Origin of the sequence: Natronincola peptidivorans, assembly GCF_900111615.1 — a bacterium.
Classification (GTDB): Bacteria; Bacillota; Clostridia; order Peptostreptococcales; family Natronincolaceae; genus Natronincola_A; species Natronincola_A peptidivorans.
In genome coordinates this window covers 54148-68740 of the sequence record NZ_FOHU01000008.1, presented here as the reverse complement: position 1 = coordinate 68740, position 14593 = coordinate 54148, and the positions used below count along the sequence as shown (strand labels likewise).

Sequence of the window (14593 nt, the reverse complement as noted above, 5' to 3'; positions counted from 1 at the left end):
CTTTGTTTTGTAAATTGCAAGCAAATTTGATATAATATTCGTTATTATTTTAATGTTTATAATTTAACAAAACAGGGGGAGATTATGTATGCAACAGTCTTTTGTAATGATTAAGAGTGATGGAGTTCAGCGAGGTTTAGTGGGTGAAATCATCAGCAGATTTGAAAAAAAAGGCTTTATTCTTTTAGAAGCAAAGCTGGCTACACCTAGTAGAGCTACTGTAGAAGAGCATTATGCAGAGCATAAAGGAAGACCTTATTTTCAAGAGTTAGTAGATTTTATCTTAGAAGGGCCTGTCATGGCTATGGTAGTAGAAGGTGAAAACGTTATAGAAGTAATCAGGTTAATGGTAGGAGATAAAGACCCTAGAAAAGCCATGCCAGGAACAATAAGAGGTGATTTTGCCAATACCATGACAAAAAATATAATTCATGCTTCTGATGCTGTAGATACAGCTGAGAGAGAAATAAAAATTTGGTTTTCTAAATAAATAGAACAATTAATTATGAGGATATTTCTATAGACAATAAAATAATAATCAACACAACCTCAAAGCATCTGCTAAAAAAGCAGATGCTTTGAGGTTGTTGAAAAGGTCAACAACCTCTAGACTGTTCAAAAATCTTCAGATTCAAGGCGCAAGAAAACCCAGCGACTGCAGCGTATACGTAATACGTAAAGGTGCTGGGTTTTTGAAGCAACGAAGAAGATGGAGGTTTTTCAACAGTCTAAAAGCATCTGCTAAAAAAGCAGATGCTTTGCTTGTTTTTTTATGGATTTGACCTATAGATGATTAAGCACAGCAGGCTAAACAATGGTATTATTTAACTACTATTTTTTCTTTCTATGGGCTACAGTTAGTAAGCTATCTAGATGCTTACTTAAAGTGATTACTTCTGGGTCTAACAAATTGCCTTTTTTTGTTTGAATCAATCGATGGAGCTGTCTACGGGTTTTTTCAATTTCTTCAAATGGTAATCGATGGTCTTTTGTCTGATGTATCATACTTATTCACCTCCTTTCCTAAAACTAGTAATTGAATAATAGATTTACATTTAGCCTGCTGTGCTATCATCATTTTACAGAAAAGTCAAAGAAAAATGTAGGAAAATCAGGTTAAATAAGATATTATGCTATAAAATGCATAACAATGTAAAATTAGAGATTATACATATAAAAAAAGGAGAGCAATATTTATAGAATAGATATTTCACAATTGCAAAGGATAAATAATGATGGCTATAAAAAATCAATATAATCATTGGAAAAATAATGACAAGACTTGACTTTATAAATAGAAGATGTATAATACATAGAGAATATAGTTAGAAATGGGGAATACGGTTGGCAAAATTAACGAATAACAAATTAAAACTCTATGGGTTCAATAATCTAACTAAATCTTTAAGTTTCAATATTTACGACATTTGTTATACCAAAACAAAAGAAGATCGAAAAAAGTATATTGAATATATTGATGAGCAATATAATTCTGAAAGGCTTACAAAGATCTTGAAGGATGTTACAGAAGGTATAGGAGCCAGTGTGTTAAATATTGCAAAACAGGACTATGACCCCCAGGGAGCAAGTGTAACTCTATTAATTTCTGAAGAAGAGGTCCCTGTATATGTGCTAGATCCATCCTGCAATCGTGGCGAGCTAACACCTACCCGAGAAAATATAGTAGGACATTTAGATAAGAGCCATGTAACTGTGCATACGTATCCTGAAAGTCATCCTGAAAATAATATAAGTACCTTCAGAGTGGATATTGATGTCTCCACATGCGGTACTATTTCTCCACTAAATGCCCTAAACTATCTAATAAGCTGCTTTGATTCCGATATCATTACGATAGATTATAGAGTTAGGGGATATACTCGAGATATTGAAGGAGAAAAATATTTTATTGACCATGAAATCAGCTCTATACAGGATTTTGTTGAAGATAATACAATAAAAAAGTATAGCCTTATTGATATGAATATTTATCAATCAAATATTTTTCATACTAAAATGAAGATAAAGGATATAGATCTTGATAATTATCTTTTTGAGATTAGAGAAGAAGATTTATCTGAAGAGGAAAAGAGAGAGATCTTTGAAAAATTAAATAAAGAGATGACAGAGATATTCTATGGTATCAATATTTAAGAAAAAAGTCATTTACTAAAGCCAGTTCATATTTTGACTGGCTTTAGACTATTGAAAAGCCTCCATCTTTTTCGTTGCTTCAAAACCCCAGCGCCTTTACGTATTGCGTATACGCTACAGTCGCTGGGGTTTTTGCGTCTCCAAGCTGAAAATTTTTGAACAGTCTACAGGATGTGCTGAAAGATTACTTTCAAAACTCTATTCAATAATGATATAGTAGTATAAAGGGAAGAATCAGGAGGTAGCAATATGGAGAGAATCAAAAGAATACTAAACCATGATGAATATAATCATCATCTTGAAAACAATAGTAGAGCCGAAGAAAAAAGAGGCTTCTGTCGACATGATTTACAGCATTTTTTAGCTGTAGCACGGGTAGGTTATATCATAGCGCTGGAAAGAAGATATAAGGTATCAAAGGAAATGATTTATGCAGCTGCTTTACTGCATGATATAGCTAAATGGAAACAATATTTAGAAGGAGTAAATCATGCAATAGCAAGTGCAAAGGTAGCGGAGGATCTACTAGAGGAATGCGGCTTTTCTCCAGAGGAAACTAAAACTATTTCAGATGCTATAAAAAAACATCGCAAGGGTAAAGATCTTGAAACTGAACTTGATATCAGCCTATATGAAGGTGATAAAAAATCACGTTTATGTGTAAAGTGTCATAAGCTTTCAGACTGTAAAAAGTATAAGGAAGGTAAAAAACCACAAATTCAGTATTGATTAAAGAACATAAAATAGAGTGATCTTATAAGCTATAAAAATGATAGGCAGTAAAAATACTACATGCTTCTATTGCTTGACCAGATTCAGCCTCTGTCAAAGAGGTGTTTTTTTATTGGAAGTAATCTATTAAAAAGCTAAAGGATTTAAGTTTGACGATAAAGCTTATTAACGTGTATAATTTACTTGGAATAGAAACTATGTTTGTCTTCATAAGGAGTGAGACATTTGATATTAATGATTGATAACTACGATTCCTTTACTTATAATTTGACGCAATACTTAGCTTCTCTAAAAGGAGAAGTATTGGTTTATAGAAATGATTGTATTACACTGGAGGAAGTAGAAAGTTTAAATCCCCAGATGATTGTATTATCTCCCGGCCCCTGCACACCAAATGAAGCAGGTATTTGCTTAGATATAGTGAACAGGTTTAAAGGGTTAATACCAATACTTGGAATTTGTTTAGGGCATCAAACCATAGGACAAGCCTTTGGAGGGAAAGTAATCAAAGCCATAGAGCCTGTTCATGGGAAGGTTCATCCAATAAAGCATACAAATGAAGGGATTTTCAAAGATTTGAGAAATCCACTAAAGGTTACTAGATACCATTCTTTAGTGTTAGATAAAGCTTCGCTGCCGGAGTGCTTTGAGATTACTGCAGAGACTTTTCAGGGAGAAATTATGGGTATAAAACATAAAGCGTATAATTTAGAAGGGGTTCAGTTCCATCCTGAAGCAATTCTTACAGAGATGGGAATGGAGCTATTAAACAATTTTCTAATTTCAGCTAAAAAATAGCAAAAGTGGAGGAATATATGTATATTCAAAAAATAAATACAGGATTAAGCTGCTTTCAGCTATTTTCCATTTTTAAAGAAAAACCTTATAGCTTTATTTTAGATAGCGGTATGGATCATGAAAAACTAGGAAGGTATTCTTTTATCGGATTTGATCCTGCTGTAGTTTTTAAAAGTAAAAATAATAAAATACAGGTTGTAGAAAATGGCAAAAGAACTAGTTATTCTGGTAACCCTTTAGATATCCTCAGAAAGATTTATTCAAGATATAGTCTAGATTATAAAAGTGACATTCCTTTTGTTGGTGGTTTTGTAGGATATCTTGGCTATGATTTATGTCATCATATTGAAAAACTTCCTAGAACCGCTGTTGATGATATAGAGATTCCTGACAGCTTCTTGGGACTCTATGATGGAATTGTTGTTATTGATCATAAAGAAGATACCACCTATGTTGTAGCTTTGGGCATAAGAGAGGAGGCTAAATCTCTCGTTGATAGAATAGCCCGCCATATAGATGAAGAAGAGAAAAAAGGTGTGTCCATAAATATAGATTTTGCATCAGACAAATCAGTAGAAATGAAATCAAACTTCACGAAGGAAGCTTATATAAAGTCAGTAAATAAGATAAAGAACTATATAAAAGCAGGGGATATCTATCAAGCTAACCTAACCCAAAGGTTTCAGTGTACTATGAAGGATTCCCCCTATGAATTGTATGGAAAGCTTAGGAGGATTAATCCTGCCCCCTTTGCCAGTTTTATTAATTTTGGAGAAGGTCATATTGTTAGCAGTTCGCCAGAACGGTTTATTCGAATAAAGGATGGTATCATGGAAACTCGACCTATTAAAGGGACTAGACCTAGAGGAAAAACCATTGAAGAGGATAATTCAAATAAAAATCAGCTGCTAAACAGTGAGAAGGATAAAGCAGAATTATTGATGATTGTAGATTTAGAGAGGAATGATTTAGGCAGAGTAGCAGAGACGGGTACAGTAAAGGTGACAGAGCTTTTTCATTTGGAAAAGTATCCAACGGTCTATCATTTAGTGGCTACTATAGAGGGAGAGCTACGAAAGGATTGCGATGTGATAGATGCCATTAAAGCTACTTTCCCTGGAGGGTCTATAACCGGAGCACCTAAAATACGTGCAATGGAAATCATAGATGAGTTAGAGCCTACCCAAAGAAATGTTTATACGGGCTCTATTGGATATATAGGATTGAATGGAGATATGGACTTAAATATCGTTATACGCACCATTCTATGTAAGAATAATCAGGCTTATTTTCAAGTTGGTGGAGGAATTGTGTGGGATTCTGATGCAGAGGAAGAATATGAGGAAACACTTCACAAAGCCAGGGCATTAATACAAGCCTTAAACAGTTAGTTTGTAGGTACTATATAAAAATGAAGGTGATGAAATATGTATATTTCCATCAACGGTCAGCTGATACCGTTAAAACAAGCCTCTATAAACCTTGACAGTGAAGGCTTCATCTATGGTTATGGATTATTTGAGACAATTAAATTCCAAGAAAATAGAATTCATTATTTTCAAGAGCATTTGGAAAGAATGAAGATATCTTTGAAAAAGATAAATATGTCTTTAGAGATAGAGGATCCTGTTGTAGAGCAGTATTGTCAAGAGTTAATTAAAGCAAATCAGCTTTCCTCCGGTGTGCTAAGGATAACATGTGTTAAAGAGAAAGAAAAAACTAGATTAATTGTTTCCACAAGGGAGAATCATTATAAAAAAGAAGACTCCCAAAGAGGATTTAGAATTACTTTTACTGATGCTAAACGAAATCCTTATGCATTATTAACCTATATAAAATCCAATAATTATATGGAAAACCATCTTGTTCGGCAGCAGGCCTTGGCACAAGGATACCAAGAGGCAGTATATGTCAATATTTATGATAAACTATGTGAAGGAAGCCTATCCAATATCTTTTTTGTAAAGGGAGACACTATTTTTACACCTTCTATCAGCTGTGGGTTATTACCTGGAATTATGCGACAAAGAATAATAGAGTTGATCAAAGCATTAAAGTTAAATATCGAGATTGGAGAATACACAAAGCAGGATCTAATGATGGCAGAGGAAGTCTTTGTAACCAATTCTTTACTGGAGATTATGCCAGTTGCTGAAATAGATGGTAAAAAACTAGATTTAAATGCAAATACTATTACTCAAGAGTTGATAAAGCAGTATGGTGATGATAAGGCTAGGATACAATAGCAAAGGAAGAGGGATATAAATGGATAAAGAAAAAATAGAAAAAGCTGTCCGAGATATTTTAGAGGCGGTAGGTGAAAATCCTGATAGAGAAGGTTTAAAGGACACCCCTAAAAGGATTGCTAAAATGTATGAAGAAATATTCTCAGGCTTAGAGGTTGACCCTGAGGAGCATCTTGATATATATTTTCAGGAAGAGAAGCATGAGGAATTAGTACTAGTGAAGGACATTTCTTTTCATTCTATGTGCGAGCATCATCTAGTACCCTTTTTTGGAAAAGTTCATGTAGGTTATATACCTAAGAATGGAAAGCTAACAGGCCTAAGTAAGTTAGCTAGGGTAGTAGATACTGTAGCTAGACGACCTCAGCTACAAGAACGCCTTACAGCTACCATAGCAGATACAATGGTTAAAAAGCTGCAGCCACATGGTGTTATTGTGGTGGTGGAGGCAGAGCATATGTGTATGACCATGAGAGGTGTTAAAAAGCCTGGTTCTAAGACTGTTACCTCAGTTGTAAGGGGAATATTCCAAAAAGATGCAAAGGCTAGGTCAGAGGCCATGTCCTTAATACAATTTGGCAGTTAATCGGAGGGTTGATCATATGAACAATATTCATTATTATCCTAAAGGCAATCTAGAGATGAAATGTGGTGAAGACACCATATACTTTGGTAAAAGAACATATATTATGGGTATTCTAAATGTTACCCCTGATTCCTTTTCTGATGGAGGCAGCTATATAGATATAGAAAAGGCTGTAGCTCATGGGAAACAAATGGTAGAGGACGGAGCAGACATCATCGATATAGGTGGAGAATCCACCAGACCTGGGGCAGCAGAGGTGACAGCTGAGATAGAAATGTCCAGAGTGCTACCAGTGGTTGAGAGATTGGTAAAGGAAATAAAAATCCCCATCTCCGTAGATACATATAAGGCAGAAGTAGCAGAAAAAGTTTTAGATGCAGGGGCACATATGATCAATGATGTTTGGGGACTACAGAGGGACCCAAATTTAGCAGCTGTTATAGCTAAATATGATGTACCTATCGTTATGATGCACAACCAAATAGGTACGGAGTACCACAAGGATATTATAGAAACTATAAAAGATTTTTTAGAGAAGTCCATTGATATAGCCTTGAAGGCAGGGATAAATGAGGACAAGATTATACTAGATCCAGGTATAGGCTTCGGTAAAAATCCTGAGCAAAATATGAAGGTGATGGCTAGATTGAGTGAGCTCAATACCCTAGGTTATCCACTCCTATTAGGAACATCAAGGAAATCTATGATTGGAAAAATATTAGATTTACCACCGGAAGAAAGAGTTGAAGGAACTCTAGCCACATCTGTGATGGGAATAATACAAGGGGTTGATGTACTCCGGGTACATGATATTGTAGAAAACCTAAGAACCGCTAAGGTGACGGATGCGATTGTGAGGTTGAGTTATAATGGATAAAATTATGATGAAAAATTTAGGGTTTTATGGATACCATGGTGTTTTGCCAGAGGAAAATGTTTTGGGGCAAAAATTTTTTTTGGATATAGAATTGTATGTGGACTTAAAAACTGCTGGAGGCAGTGATCATGTTACAGATACTGTTAATTATGCAGAAGCTTATAGCATCGTCAAGGACATTGTTGAAAATCAACGTTTTAAATTAATAGAGGCACTGGCAGAGAAGATTGCCGAAAAAATCCTGGGAGCTTTCCCAATAGTAAAAGAGATTGTAGTAAATATAAAGAAACCAGAAGCTCCAGTAAACGGGATCTATGATTATTTTGCCATAGAAATAAGGAGAAAAAATAATGGCTAGAGTATACCTGGGTTTAGGCAGCAATATAGATGATAAAAAGGAACACATTGATAATGCTATAGATCTGCTGCAGCAGCATGAAGCTATAAACGTAATAAACACCTCTTCCTATTATGAAACGGATCCAGTAGGGTATATCCACCAGGATATTTTTCTAAATGCAGTGGTGGAGATTACTACAACCCTAGAGCCTTATAATTTATTGGCATATTGTAATCATATTGAGGAAACATTAAAAAGAAAGCGAATCATAAGGTGGGGACCTAGAACTATTGATGTAGACATTTTACTATTTGAAAACTATACCACGGAGGATGAAAAATTAACAATACCTCACCCCCGCATGGTGGAAAGAGCTTTTGTTATGGTACCATTATATGAGCTTGCAAAAGATATTATCATTCATGATAAAAACATAAGGCATATATTAGAAAACCTTGATACTGAAGGAATTAGGAAGGTAGAGAATGAAGGATAAAAGAATCTTAACCGGGGAAACAATCAGCGTCAATATTGGAAAGATTAGGGTAGGAGGAGATCATCCGCCTATTTATATAGCTGGACCGTGCTCAGTAGAATCAAAAGAGCAAATCATGGAAGCAGCCTTTGCCCTAAAGGAGATAGGGGTAGATGTGTTAAGGGGAGGGGCCTTTAAACCCAGGACCAGTCCTTATGCTTTTCAAGGACTGGGGATACAAGCCCTTGAATACCTAAAGGAAGCAGGGGAGGCGGCAGGTCTACCTATAGTAACTGAGCTGATGGATGAAGGGCATATGGATGTAGTGATGGAGTATGCTGATATCATCCAAGTTGGCTCAAGAAATATGTTTAATTATTCCCTATTGAAAACATTAGGAGGTTTAAATAAACCAATTCTTTTAAAAAGAGGAATGTGTGCCACTATACAGGAGTGGATTATGGCGGCTGAATATCTGGCCCTTCATGGAAATAAAAGAATTATACTTTGTGAAAGAGGAATCAGAAGCTTTGATAACTATACTAGAAACACTTTAGATTTAGCTGCAGTTCCTATCATGCAGAAGGAAACAGGACTGCCAGTAATTGTAGACCCCAGTCATGGTACAGGTATCAAAGAGCTGGTAGCCCCTATGTCGAGAGCTGCCTTAGCCTGTGGAGCAGATGGATTAATGATAGAGGTCCATCCTGATCCCCCATGTGCCTTAAGCGATGGCCATCAATCCTTGACATTTGAAGAATATAGCAGGGTTAGAAAGAATGTTTAATATATTTTATAAGGGCCATGGATTAGATTAAAAAAATCTACATGGCCTTTAATATTACATGCTATTTTATTACCTAGGAAATACATTAGTTGCCTTTATAATTTTATATCCTCTCAAGAAGATGATATAATGAAACACAAGAGAAGTAATTAGGATATATATTGAATTAAAATAAAGGAGGACAATGAAATGGCAGAGATAAAATTTGATATTATTAAAAACTTTGGCGCTTTATCAGAATCCCCAAAAGGATGGAAGAAGGAATTGAACTATATTAGCTGGAACGCTAGAGAGGCTAAATATGATATCCGGGATTGGGCTCCAGAATATGCAAAAATGGGGAAAGGTATTACCTTAACAAAGGAAGAATTGAAGAAGTTAAGGGACCTATTGAACGACATGGACTTATAGGAGGATAACAAACTATGAGATTTGAAAAGAAGGTAGTATTAGTAACCGGGGCTGCCAATGGTATTGGTAAAATCATAGCCGCTGCCTATGGAAAAGCAGGGGCAAGGGTAGTGATGGCAGATATAGATGAGGAGAACGGACGAAATCTAGAGAAACAATATCAAGGCCTGAAATATGATGCGAGATTTTACAGAATAAACCTGGCAAATACAATAGAAATCACAGAGATGATGGATTACATTATCAATCACTACGGTAGACTGGATATATTAATAAACAACGCAGGCATTAGTAAATTTAAATCCTTATATGATTTAACGATAGACGAATGGGATGAAATTATCAATGTGAATTTAAGAAGCCACTTTGTTACAGCCAAGGAATTTGCTAAGCATATGAAGGACATAGGAGGAGGAAAAATCATTAACATTGCCTCCACTAGGCATCTAATGTCAGAGCCCAATGCTGAAGCCTATGCAGCATCAAAGGGGGGCATTGTATCCTTGACCCATGCATTGGCGGTATCCTTAAGCAAAGACAATATAAAAGTAAATGCCATTAGTCCAGGTTGGATAGAAACTGGAGACTATAAGGGCTTAAGAGAGGTGGACCATGCTCAGCACCCAGCCCAAAGGGTAGGAAAGCCAGAGGATATTGCTAGAGCTTGTTTATTCTTAACTGATGATGAAAATGACTTCATCAATGGAGAAAATCTTGTAGTGGATGGCGGCATGACGAAAAAAATGATTTATGAGGAATAGGCATCTGTATTTTAGATGTCTTTCTTATTAAAAGATAGGATTAAATCTAGTAAGAGCTATTATTTATGATTCAAATGGATGAAAAGGCGGTGAAGAAATTTGGACTTTAAAAGTATTAGTAAGAAATTATTTGAAGTGATTTATAAGAAAAAGCTGCGCACTATAACTATTATGACCATCATCATGGTGTTATTTATAGTAACTGTAGTAGCTACTGATGCCTTTGGTGTTTTCAGCTGGTGGCAAGAATTAAGTGTCAGAGAGAGCCGCCCTGTTTATGAGTTGCTGGAGGAGGGGTATGGTGATAAGTTAAATCTCACAGCTATTGATGAGGATATAAAGATTACAGTAGAGAGCATATTGGCAGATGATATAAAAACCGTGATTCTACTTGAGATAGAGGATTTGAAGCAAAAGGATCTTTATGGTACCACCAGAGATGGTATAGAGTTTGAAGGGAGTTTAGAGTATGATGCAGATATACCAGAGGAACTCCATGGTGCAAATTACTCCCTATTAACACTGCATTCGGAGGACCCTTTTCGACGAAGGCTCCTTATCAACCTACAGCCATTAACAGAAAAAGAATCAACCTTGTTTTTAAACATCAAAGAATTGGAAAGCAATCTCGTAGACTCAGATAAAGTAGTGGAAGGTAACTGGAGCTTCGAAATACCTGTTTCAGTCTATGATGTAGCAACCTATGATATCAATAAAGAACTAGAGGTAGAGGGCAATATCTTAACCTTAGAGACATTAACCATAGGTCCTACATCCACTCTACTAACCTACAATTTTCAACATAATCAAACCTGGGAATACACCTTAGAGCACTTTAATAATGTACAGCTTTTTAGCAATGGAAAGGAATATGTAGAGAGATTCTTCGGAGGTGTGGGAAGCTCTCAAAGCCAATATGCAAACAATAGAAAGCAAAGAACAATGGTTATTAGAGAGTTTGATGCCATGTATCTAGATAAGCCTGAAGAAATAGAAGTAAAAGTAGGAGGCTATGGCGTGCATGTTAAAGCCAATGCCTACAAAAGCTTTGACATCCATATGGACCAAGGCTTTCCACAGGAATTTGAATATATGGGCAGCAGTATCATCATAGAAAGCATTAATATAGGAGAGGATACAACAGAAATTATCATTAAAGAGTCTATGGAGGATAGAAACTACGAAGAATTAGAAATAGATTTTCGAACAGAAGGTAATGCCTTTGTTTATCCAGTACAGGATTGGCAGGAATACTATATTGTTGATAGTGATGGAGCAAAGGTAGAGGGAAATCAGGATAACTATTTTTACTATACAATGAATATGAAAAATCCAACTATATATACTACAAAAAGCCTTATTACTTTAAAGCATTCTCCTGGCAGAGAGAATTTACCTCTAGAAGTTAGAGGACCAGATGAAATTGTCCCCAGTGCTTTAGTCATCAGAGGCTATAGAGAAAATCGGATAGCAGAGGAAAGTATTAAGATTGAGTTAGAATAAATATCTACTAAGGGAGGTGATCCTTAAATGTATAATATGGCAAAACACTTTAGACCCATCACTGCTAGGCCTGGAAATACAGAAAGCTATGTAGAAATACCACCTTGTACTATTCTAAAACCATATATTAGATGCTTCTGGGGATCACCTGAACCTATAACAACCTTTAATGAAGATACTAATTCTCCTCAATCAAGTATAGTCATCCCCGACGCTTGTATGGATATTATCTTTCAGGTAGATTATTTAAACAATAATATCAGTTGTAATTTTTATGGTATCAATGATAAAGCATTTTATATCAGGGAATCTGCAAAAACCACTTTAAAATCAACTTTTGGTATACGTTTTAACTTCTGGGCAGTAGCTCTTTTTTCTGATATGGGTATGAAAAGAGCTTTAAATTGCTGTGCAGACTCTGAAGAGTACTTTCATGATTTTAAAAAGAAGCTTGAGGCTATACTTATAGAAAAGCCCAGCATTAAAGAAAGAATAATGATTGTAGAAAAATATCTAATTGAACGTTTGTATAAAAATCATAGTAGAAATGATAATGTTATGAATGCAATATACTACATATTGAAGGAAAAAGGAGTAATACAGATATCTGATTTAAGTAGGAAAACTGCTGTAAGCCAAAGACAGCTGGAGCGAATTTTTATGGAGCATATCGGTGTTACCCCCAAAAAAACAGTGGATTTAGTGAGATTTCAAAATGTATGGCAGGAATTATATTATGCTAGGGAAAAAGATTTTCAAGAAATCGTTTATAAATATGGATATAGTGATCAGCCTCATTTGATTAACAGTTTCAAGAGATATGCCGGAAGAAGCCCTTTGGAGGCACTATTACATGCAAAATAGAAAAATGTCGCATTTTTACAATACAGTATTTCTACCATGGGATAAACTGAGAAAAAGTGAGGGATATAGGATGAGGCCAAAAGACCAGCTAATTGAAATACCTGGTGTAGGTAAAAAAATTGAAGCTTATTTCCAACAGGTGGGCATTAGCAAAGTTACCGATTTAAAGGGACGTGATCCACAGGAACTCTATGAGAGGCTATGTCACATGGAGAGATTTCATTTTGATCCTTGCCTTCTTTATGTATTTCGATGTGCAGTATACTATGCAGAAAACCAAGAATATGATCCTGAGCTTTTAAAATGGTGGAACTGGAAGGACAGAAAAAAGAGGGGGATAACAAATGATTAAAAGATTTGAATGTATTAACATTTATACGGAGAATACCAAAAGACTTGTGGAGTTTTATAACGACAAACTGGGTATTCCAATCGTATTTGAAGGTTTTGGCAACTATGATGGAGCAAAAATTGGTTTTAATAAGACAGAAGCAGGTATTGTTATTTGGGATGAAAAAAAATGGGGTAAAGGACATGTAGGAAAAGCAAACTTTGTTTTTTCCTGTGATAATCTAGACACCACCTATGAAGAACTAAAAGCAAAAGGCGTTGAGCTAGATCCACCTATTATTGCTGACTGGGGTGGCAGAGAAATGAACTTGAAGGATCTTGATGGAAATAATATTTTATTGCTTGAACAGCAGTATTAATAGGCAGTAATAATTTGGTTAAACCGTCTTTTTAGACGGTTTTTTTATTCGATTTTTTTATCGATACTAAAAACAGAATAGAAAAATACGATTGGTAGATGAATTGACCCTATGATAAACTTTAAAGTGAATGAATTAACGAAATGCAATGTATGGCGATAAATCAAATAGAGGGGGAATAGCATTGAGACCAAAACTGATGGAAGAAGTAGAAGGCTTGAGAGGGATTAATTCTGTTAAAATCAAAGAAGCTAGTGAAGCAGGACAAAAGGTTGTGGGAATGTACTGTGTATTTTCACCACAGGAAATAGCTATGGCAGCAGGTGCTATACCTGTAACCCTATGTGGTACAAAGCAGGAGCCTATTGAAGAGGCAGAAAAAGAGTTACCAAGGAACCTATGTCCATTGATTAAATCCAGCTATGGATTTGCTATCACAGATACATGTCCTTATTTCTATTTCTCAGATGTGTTATTAGCAGAGACCACATGTGATGGAAAGAAAAAAATGTATGAGTTAATGGGCAAAATCAAACCGATGCATATTATGAATCTACCTCAGACGAGTGAAGGAGAAGAAGCCTTGGCTTATTGGAAGCATCAGATGGAGCGGTTCAAAGGCTTCTTAGAAAATGAATTTGGTGTGGAAATCACTGAGGAAAAACTAAGGGATGCTATCAAATTAGCAAATAGAGAAAGAGCAGCAATGAAAAAGCTGCATCAGTTAAATGCCCATAAGCCAGCACCATTGACAGGTATGGATATGATGTTAGCTCAATGGTTAAAAGGATTTAATGTAAATAAGGAAGCTGGGATTCAATTAATCGAAGATTTAATTAAAGAAACGGAGGAGCAAATGGCAGCAGGAAAATTTGCCTTTGATGAAAATGCTCCTAGAGTATTATTAACAGGTGTACCTATTGGAAGTGGTTCTGAAAAAGTATTAAAAATACTTGAAGAATCTGGAGCCAGCGTAGTAGCTTTGGAAAACTGTACAGGCTACAAGGGTCTAGACAGCATGATAGATGAGGACAAGGATCCCATTACTGCTTTAGCTGAAAAATATCTATCTACACCATGTTCATGCATGTCACCAAATAATGGAAGACTAGATTTAATCCAGAGACTTGTTGAGGCATATCAGGTGGATGCAGTAGTAGACCTAACATGGCAAGCCTGTCACACCTATAACATTGAATCCTTTACTGTAAAGAACTTTGTAAAGAATCAACTTAAGCTTCCCTTCATACAGATTGAAACAGATTATTCTGATTCGGATGCAGGACAAATTAAAGTAAGGATAGAGGCCTTCCTGGAGTCTTTCTTAGAAACAGTAAAATAGAAAAATA

At 35.6% G+C, this 14593-nt stretch carries 19 protein-coding genes; 18 read left to right on the top strand and 1 reads right to left on the bottom strand.

Annotation, left to right across the window (positions count from 1 at the left end; translation table 11 throughout):
* Nucleotides 1-88: 88 nt before the first annotated feature.
* The gene (gene ndk / locus BMX10_RS10110; protein ID WP_090443333.1) at nucleotides 89-490 is read left to right on the top strand and encodes a nucleoside-diphosphate kinase; all 402 of its coding nucleotides are present in this window, start codon (nucleotides 89-91) and stop codon (nucleotides 488-490) included.
* A 341-nt stretch (nucleotides 491-831) separates the two neighbouring features.
* Here the strand turns inward: ndk and BMX10_RS10105 are convergent, their stop codons facing one another.
* Nucleotides 832-1005 (bottom strand): aspartyl-phosphate phosphatase Spo0E family protein, encoded by a 174-nt coding sequence (locus BMX10_RS10105; RefSeq protein ID WP_090443330.1) that lies wholly within the window; start codon nucleotides 1003-1005, stop codon nucleotides 832-834.
* Between the two features lie 339 nt (nucleotides 1006-1344).
* Here BMX10_RS10105 and speD point away from each other — a divergent pair, with 339 nt between their 5' ends.
* The 17 genes from speD to BMX10_RS10020 all read left to right on the top strand — a co-directional run bounded on the left by speD (nucleotide 1345) and on the right by BMX10_RS10020 (nucleotide 14586).
* A complete protein-coding gene (gene speD / locus BMX10_RS10100) occupies nucleotides 1345-2154 on the top strand; it encodes an adenosylmethionine decarboxylase (protein ID WP_090443327.1) in 810 nt (269 codons plus the stop codon).
* Between the two features lie 249 nt (nucleotides 2155-2403).
* Nucleotides 2404-2883, top strand: a complete 480-nt coding sequence (locus BMX10_RS10095) for an HD domain-containing protein (RefSeq protein ID WP_090443324.1) — start codon at nucleotides 2404-2406, stop codon at nucleotides 2881-2883.
* A gap of 228 nt (nucleotides 2884-3111) precedes the next feature.
* On the top strand, nucleotides 3112-3684 hold the full coding sequence (locus BMX10_RS10090; protein WP_170834770.1) for an anthranilate synthase component II: 573 nt from the start codon (nucleotides 3112-3114) through the stop codon (nucleotides 3682-3684).
* A 17-nt stretch (nucleotides 3685-3701) separates the two neighbouring features.
* Nucleotides 3702-5075, top strand: coding sequence for an aminodeoxychorismate synthase component I (gene pabB / locus BMX10_RS10085; protein WP_090443322.1), 1374 nt, complete (start codon nucleotides 3702-3704; stop codon nucleotides 5073-5075).
* 36 nt (nucleotides 5076-5111) lie between these two features.
* Nucleotides 5112-5930 carry an aminotransferase class IV gene (locus BMX10_RS10080; protein ID WP_090443319.1) on the top strand — a complete coding sequence of 273 codons (819 nt, stop codon included), beginning with the start codon at nucleotides 5112-5114 and terminating at the stop codon, nucleotides 5928-5930.
* A 19-nt stretch (nucleotides 5931-5949) separates the two neighbouring features.
* Nucleotides 5950-6516, top strand: a complete 567-nt coding sequence (folE, locus tag BMX10_RS10075) for a GTP cyclohydrolase I FolE (RefSeq protein WP_090443316.1) — start codon at nucleotides 5950-5952, stop codon at nucleotides 6514-6516.
* 55 nt (nucleotides 6517-6571) lie between these two features.
* On the top strand, nucleotides 6572-7393 hold the full coding sequence (gene folP, locus BMX10_RS10070) for a dihydropteroate synthase (protein ID WP_244272695.1): 822 nt from the start codon (nucleotides 6572-6574) through the stop codon (nucleotides 7391-7393).
* Nucleotides 7386-7751, top strand: coding sequence for a dihydroneopterin aldolase (folB, locus tag BMX10_RS10065; protein WP_090443310.1), 366 nt, complete (start codon nucleotides 7386-7388; stop codon nucleotides 7749-7751). Before folP ends, folB begins: the two co-directional genes overlap by 8 nt.
* Nucleotides 7744-8229 (top strand): 2-amino-4-hydroxy-6-hydroxymethyldihydropteridine diphosphokinase, encoded by a 486-nt coding sequence (gene folK / locus BMX10_RS10060; RefSeq protein WP_090443307.1) that lies wholly within the window; start codon nucleotides 7744-7746, stop codon nucleotides 8227-8229. The genes folB and folK overlap by 8 nt, the downstream gene beginning before the upstream one ends.
* On the top strand, nucleotides 8219-8995 hold the full coding sequence (gene aroF, locus BMX10_RS10055) for a 3-deoxy-7-phosphoheptulonate synthase (protein WP_090443304.1): 777 nt from the start codon (nucleotides 8219-8221) through the stop codon (nucleotides 8993-8995). Before folK ends, aroF begins: the two co-directional genes overlap by 11 nt.
* A 189-nt stretch (nucleotides 8996-9184) precedes the next feature.
* Complete coding sequence (locus BMX10_RS10050) at nucleotides 9185-9406, top strand: YdbC family protein (RefSeq protein ID WP_090443301.1); 222 nt, start codon at nucleotides 9185-9187, stop codon at nucleotides 9404-9406.
* Between the two features lie 14 nt (nucleotides 9407-9420).
* Entirely contained in the window at nucleotides 9421-10167 is a 747-nt protein-coding gene (locus tag BMX10_RS10045; protein WP_090443297.1) for a glucose 1-dehydrogenase, read from the top strand.
* Between the two features lie 99 nt (nucleotides 10168-10266).
* Nucleotides 10267-11670 (top strand): DUF4179 domain-containing protein, encoded by a 1404-nt coding sequence (locus tag BMX10_RS10040; protein ID WP_090443294.1) that lies wholly within the window; start codon nucleotides 10267-10269, stop codon nucleotides 11668-11670.
* A 27-nt stretch (nucleotides 11671-11697) separates the two neighbouring features.
* The gene (locus tag BMX10_RS10035; RefSeq protein ID WP_090443292.1) at nucleotides 11698-12534 is read left to right on the top strand and encodes a helix-turn-helix domain-containing protein; all 837 of its coding nucleotides are present in this window, start codon (nucleotides 11698-11700) and stop codon (nucleotides 12532-12534) included.
* Nucleotides 12524-12886, top strand: a complete 363-nt coding sequence (locus BMX10_RS10030) for a helix-hairpin-helix domain-containing protein (RefSeq protein WP_244272691.1) — start codon at nucleotides 12524-12526, stop codon at nucleotides 12884-12886. Before BMX10_RS10035 ends, BMX10_RS10030 begins: the two co-directional genes overlap by 11 nt.
* Nucleotides 12879-13244 carry a VOC family protein gene (locus tag BMX10_RS10025; protein WP_090443289.1) on the top strand — a complete coding sequence of 122 codons (366 nt, stop codon included), beginning with the start codon at nucleotides 12879-12881 and terminating at the stop codon, nucleotides 13242-13244. Before BMX10_RS10030 ends, BMX10_RS10025 begins: the two co-directional genes overlap by 8 nt.
* 184 nt (nucleotides 13245-13428) lie before the next feature.
* A complete protein-coding gene (locus BMX10_RS10020; RefSeq protein WP_090443286.1) occupies nucleotides 13429-14586 on the top strand; it encodes a double-cubane-cluster-containing anaerobic reductase in 1158 nt (385 codons plus the stop codon).
* The last annotated feature ends 7 nt before the right edge of the window (nucleotides 14587-14593 follow it).